This is a genomic window from Candidatus Krumholzibacteriia bacterium, assembly GCA_030748535.1.
Lineage (GTDB): Bacteria > Krumholzibacteriota > Krumholzibacteriia > JACNKJ01 > JACNKJ01 > JASMLU01.
The window spans coordinates 1-5156 of record JASMLU010000023.1 but is presented as its reverse complement, the minus strand read 5'-3'; the positions used below and the strand labels follow the sequence as shown (position 1 = coordinate 5156).

The following is a 5156-nucleotide window of genomic DNA, read 5'->3' as shown; positions in this document are numbered from 1 at the left end:
GGCTTCCGCTTTATGAGGTCGGCCTTTTAGGCTCTTGGTCCTTGGACCCTTGGACCCTTTGTCCTCTCTTGCGCGGGCAGGGCGAGAGGCGCCAGCCGAGCCCCCCGCGCGAGAGAGGAAACTGGAGGGGCTAAGAAAGCTGCAAGCGGCGGAGATCTTTCCTCCGCGCCGGCGAAGCCGGCGCGGAAAACGGCAGGAGAAACCGGAGTATTCTTGCCCGCTCATTGTTCTGGATTTCGACTGTCAGCATTATCAAAGTGCTCGTGTTTCATTCCAGGCCTGAGATGTGGGGCGCCATGCCCTCACTGCAATGCGGCAGCTTGACGCTTTCCCTCCCAGCAGATACCCTTGTGGATCGTAGCAAGGGGAAGTGAATGGACAGGATCATCCTTCGCGGCGCAAGGGAGAACAACCTCCGCAACATCGACTTGGATCTGCCAAGAGGGAAACTCCTGGTGATTTCCGGGGTGAGTGGTTCGGGCAAGAGCAGCCTGCTCTTCGACACTCTCTATGCGGAGGGCCAGCGGCGATATGTGGAGAGCCTGTCCACCTACACACGGCAGTTTCTTGAGCGGATCCGAAGGCCCGAACTGGACAGTCTGGAGGGGATTGGTCCCGCTCTTGCCATCCGGCAGAAGAACTCGGTCTTCCACTCTCGTTCAACGGTGGCTACCTATACGGAGATCGCCGATTTCCTGAGGATCCTGTTTTCCCGGGTCGGGCGGATTTACTGCCCGAACTGCCGGGAACTGCTGCAGCGCGATGATGCCAGTTCCCTGGCTCTTTCAATACTGGAGGAACACTCCGGCAAGATCCTGCTTCTTGCTTTTCCCCTCGAAGTGCGAAAGGGAGTGAAACCGGAGGCTCTTCGGGAGCTTCTTCAGTCCCGTGGCTTTGTGAGAATCCTTGAAGGCGGGAAACTCCGACGGATCCGTGAAATCCCGGACTCCGGCCTGCAGGGAGAGCGACTGAGCATCGTGGTGGATCGCCTGAAGGTGGAATCGAAGGAGCAGAGCCGCCTGGCCGAGTCCATCGAGACGGCCTACCGGGAAGGGGACGGGCGACTGGAATTGCACGACCCCGATGCCGGGCTACTGGAGCGTCATGCTGAGGGCACGATCTGTTCCTCCTGCGAGCGGGAGATTCCCGAACCCACGCCCCGCTTCTTTTCCTTCCAACACACCGATGGTGCCTGCCCCGGCTGTCATGGCTACGGCAATATTCTGGCCTTCGATGAGAGGAAGATCATCCCCGACCTCTCGCTCTCTCTTGAGCAGGGAGCCCTTGCTCCCTGGTCCTCCCCGCGATTCGATCGCTTCAAGGCGAAGATGATCGACTACTGCAGGAAAGAAGGAATCCCCACCGGAGCGAGTTTCCGTTCTCTGCCGGAGCGACAGAAGAAGGTGCTTCTACACGGGACACGGGATTACAAGGGAGTCTTCCCCTGGCTGGAGGCGCTTCGCGCCAAGGGATACAAGAAATACGCCCGCTTTTTCTCCCGACGATTCATGTCCGAGGTGGAGTGCGAGGATTGCCGGGGAAGTCGTCTCCGCCCCGAGGTCGAGAGTGTGAAGATCGGGGAGTGGACCTATCCTGCCTTTTCCGCTCTGACTCTCGGGGAGGCGGCAGAGGCCTTGCCGAAACTTGGGCTGGGCGATGGAAAGGCCGAGGGCGTGGATCGCGTACTGGATGAACTCAGCGCCCGCCTCTCCTTTCTGAACCGGATGGGGCTTCACTACCTGGGGCTTGACCGGCTGACGCGAACCCTGTCGGGAGGGGAGTTTCAGCGTATTCACTTGGCCAATGCACTGGGAAGCCACCTGACCGACACCCTCTACGCGCTCGATGAGCCTACCGTCGGGCTTCATGCCCGGGATACCGAACGCCTGATGGAGACCCTTGTCGAATTGCGCGACAAGGGGAACACGGTCTATCTCGTTGAGCATGATCTCGATGTCATCCGCGCGGCCGATGAGTTGCTGGACATGGGACCCGGGAGCGGGGCACAGGGGGGAGAAGTTGTTTTTCAGGGTTCGCCCGCCCGGCTTCCCCGCAAGAACGGCGACCATCCTTCGGCCACCCTCCGTTTTCTCCGGGGAGAGGAAGAGATCATCCCCGAATCCGGGGACAATCCTGCTCGCGGACATCTGATTCTCAAGGGCGCCCGTCTTCACAACCTGAAGAACATCGATGTGGAGTTTCCGCTGGGACAGTTGTGCGTGATTTCCGGGGTTTCCGGCTCCGGCAAGAGCAGCCTTCTGGCCACGCTGGTTCAGGCCATGGCACAGGGTGGCGAATCCCGAAAGGGCGATCCCTTCGATCGACTCAGCGGCAGTGAACGGATCAGTGAACTGCGTCATGTGGACCAGAGCCCTCTGGGAAGAAGCCCCCGGAGCAATCCCGCGACCTATATCGGCGCCTTTCAGTACATCCGGGAGCTCTTTGCATCCCAGCCCGAGGCCATCAAACGGCGCATGGGCCCCCAGCATTTCTCCTTCAACAGCAAGGAAGGCCGTTGCCCCGAGTGCAGCGGGCTGGGTTCCGTGAAGCTGGAGATGGTCTTCATGGCGGATCTCTTCGTGCCCTGTGAAAGCTGTGGAGGCAGTCGCTACCGCCCTGCGTCTCTGGAAGTGAAGTACAAGGGCCGCACGATTTCCGAGGTGCTGAAACTGACCGTGGACGAGGCCATTCACTTTTTCAGCGGCCAGCACGCCATGGGGCAGAAACTCTGGATGCTGCACCGTGTGGGACTCGGCTATCTTCCGATCGGACAGGGAGTTAGTGGTCTCTCCGGGGGAGAGAGCCAGCGACTGAAAATTGCCCGGGAGTTGTCCCAGTCGAGCAAGGAAAAGTACCTGTATGTCCTCGATGAGCCGACCACGGGGCTGCACCCCCAGGACATTCGGCTTTTGCTGGCGGTTTTCCAGAGATTGATCCGAACCGGGCATTCCCTGCTTGTCATTGAACACAATCTGCAGGTATTGCTTGCAGCAGATCATGTCATCGACCTCGGCCCCGAAGGGGGCGATGGGGGAGGTCGCATGATTGCCGAAGGGAGCCCCCGGGAAATCTCGAGGGCGGAGGAGTCCCTGACGGGGCGTTATCTGCGTCCCTGGATCGAGAGTCAGAAGGGGGAGAAACCATGAGGCTTCTGGTGACAGGCGGAGCCGGTTACATCGGGGGAGCTTTCCTGCGGGCTGCTCTGGCTTCGGGCCATGAGGTCGCTGTGCTTGACAACCTCAGTACCGGACACCGCGACAGCCTTCCCCCGGAAGTCCGCTTTGTCGAAGGGGAATTGCGCGACCGCTCTCTCCTCGACGAAGTTCTTGCTTCCAGCGATGCCGTGGTCCATTTCGCGGCCCTGAGCATCGTCTCTGATTCCATCAGCGACCCGCTGCGCTACTATAGGGAGAATGTCGGCGGTTTTCTGGTTCTGCTCGAGGCTCTTGCCGACAGTTCCGTCCGCCGCTTCCTCTTTTCCTCCTCTGCTGCTGTCTACGGGCAGGGAGAAGGTCGTCCCTTCCGGGAAGGGGATCCCTGTGAGCCGGTAAACCCCTATGGAGGGACGAAGTTGGCGATCGAACAGATTCTCGGACAGGTGGCACCCTCTCTGGGGCTTTCCTATCTCTGCCTGCGCTATTTCAACGCCGCGGGTGCTCTCGGAGATCACGGGGAGAGGCATGATCCGGAAACCCACCTGATTCCCCTGGCTCTGGAGGCGGCTCTGGGTTTGAGGACGCTCAAGGTTTTCGGGACGGATTACCCGACTCCCGACGGAACCTGCATCCGCGACTACATTCACATCGAGGATCTCGCCGAAGCCCACCTGGCGGGGCTGGAAGCACTGGAGCAGGGCAGAAGCGGCGTGCTGAATCTGGGGACAGGCAAGGGGCATTCTGTCCGGGAGGTGCTTGCTGCCGTCCGGAAGATCAGCGGGCGGGAGCTTCCCTTTGAGGAAACCGGGCGCCGGGAAGGGGATCCTGCACTCCTGGTTGCGGCGGCAGACCGGGCGGAGGAATGGCTGGGCTGGAAGGCCCGGCGTCCCTCTCTGGAGTCAATCGTGCAGTCCGCCTGGGACTTCCGAAAAAAACTGTAAGCGAAAGCACGGGACTGGCTTGACAGTTGTGGAGTGATTTGTTTCAGTAGCAACCCTTGCGAAGGTAGCTCAGTCGGTAGAGCAGCGGGCTGAAAACTCGCGTGTCGGCGGTTCAATTCCGTCCCTTCGCACCTGAAAACCGGGTCGATTTCAGACTTGATTTCCCAGTGTCTCCGAATTCTATCCATTGCCCCGGCTTTCCGCATGAGGAGGCATTCCCAAATCCGGGAATACTCCTTGACTTGTTTCTCTTTTCCGCTGACTTTTCTTAGCGGAATGCGACATTTGATGTAAGTGTGCCTTTCATGGTTCAGGCTCTGTGTTGGTGTCTTTTGCCGATGGCAAGGGGCCCGGTACTCTGACACTCTTCTGAAGGAGAGAGAGATGTTACGCAAACTCGTACTTGGCTTTCTGGTCTTTTCATTGGCCGTCCTGTTTCAGGGATGCGAATCCCCTACGGAGCCGGACACGACTCCTCCCACTGTGACTTTTGTAGCAGGTGATGTGGAGGGGGACGGTCCCTTTGAATTCTGTGCAACGGTCACAGATGAGGAAAACGCCATCGCTTCTGTCTTGTTCAGCGTCGGCGACGACATTTTCGTAGGAGTCGCGGGCGATGGCGGCGAATACTGCGCTACCGTCGAGGGTGACTATCTCGAGGACGGTCTGAATACGATGCTGGTCACTGCTGAAGACGCGGAAGGCAATTCCCGTACGGTGGCAGCATCCTTTGACTATGATTCCTGTCCGGACGAGACGGATCCGGTGATCAGTTTCGCGCCCGGCGACCTTGCCGATGCGGGTCCCTTTACACTGACCGCCACGGTGACCGATGACAGCGCTCTTGCCAGCGTTACTCTCACTCTCAACAACGAGACATATGCAGGAAACGCTGATGGCGATGTCTACAGCTTTACGGTTTCCGCCTCAGGTCTCTTCGAGGGTGCCAATAGCGGAATCGTGACAGCCGTGGATGCCTGCGGCAACGATGCCAGTGTGACGGCAAGTTTCAACTATGATGCCTGCTCCGACAATGAGGCTCCGGTCATCGGTTTCGAAC

Annotated in this window: 3 protein-coding genes and 1 tRNA gene; all 4 read left to right on the top strand. The window is 59.2% G+C overall.

What is annotated here, in order from left to right:
- The first annotated feature begins 374 nt into the window (after positions 1-374).
- Positions 375-3146 carry an excinuclease ABC subunit UvrA gene (gene uvrA / locus QGH30_09700; GenBank protein MDP7022605.1) on the top strand — a complete coding sequence of 924 codons (2772 nt, stop codon included), beginning with the start codon at positions 375-377 and terminating at the stop codon, positions 3144-3146.
- On the top strand, positions 3143-4096 hold the full coding sequence (galE, locus tag QGH30_09695) for a UDP-glucose 4-epimerase GalE (protein MDP7022604.1): 954 nt from the start codon (positions 3143-3145) through the stop codon (positions 4094-4096). Before uvrA ends, galE begins: the two co-directional genes overlap by 4 nt.
- A 58-nt stretch (positions 4097-4154) precedes the next feature.
- Positions 4155-4227 (top strand) — tRNA-Phe (locus QGH30_09690).
- A gap of 253 nt (positions 4228-4480) precedes the next feature.
- Positions 4481-5156 (top strand): hypothetical protein (locus QGH30_09685; protein ID MDP7022603.1); only part of this gene is annotated, 676 nt, incomplete at its 3' end.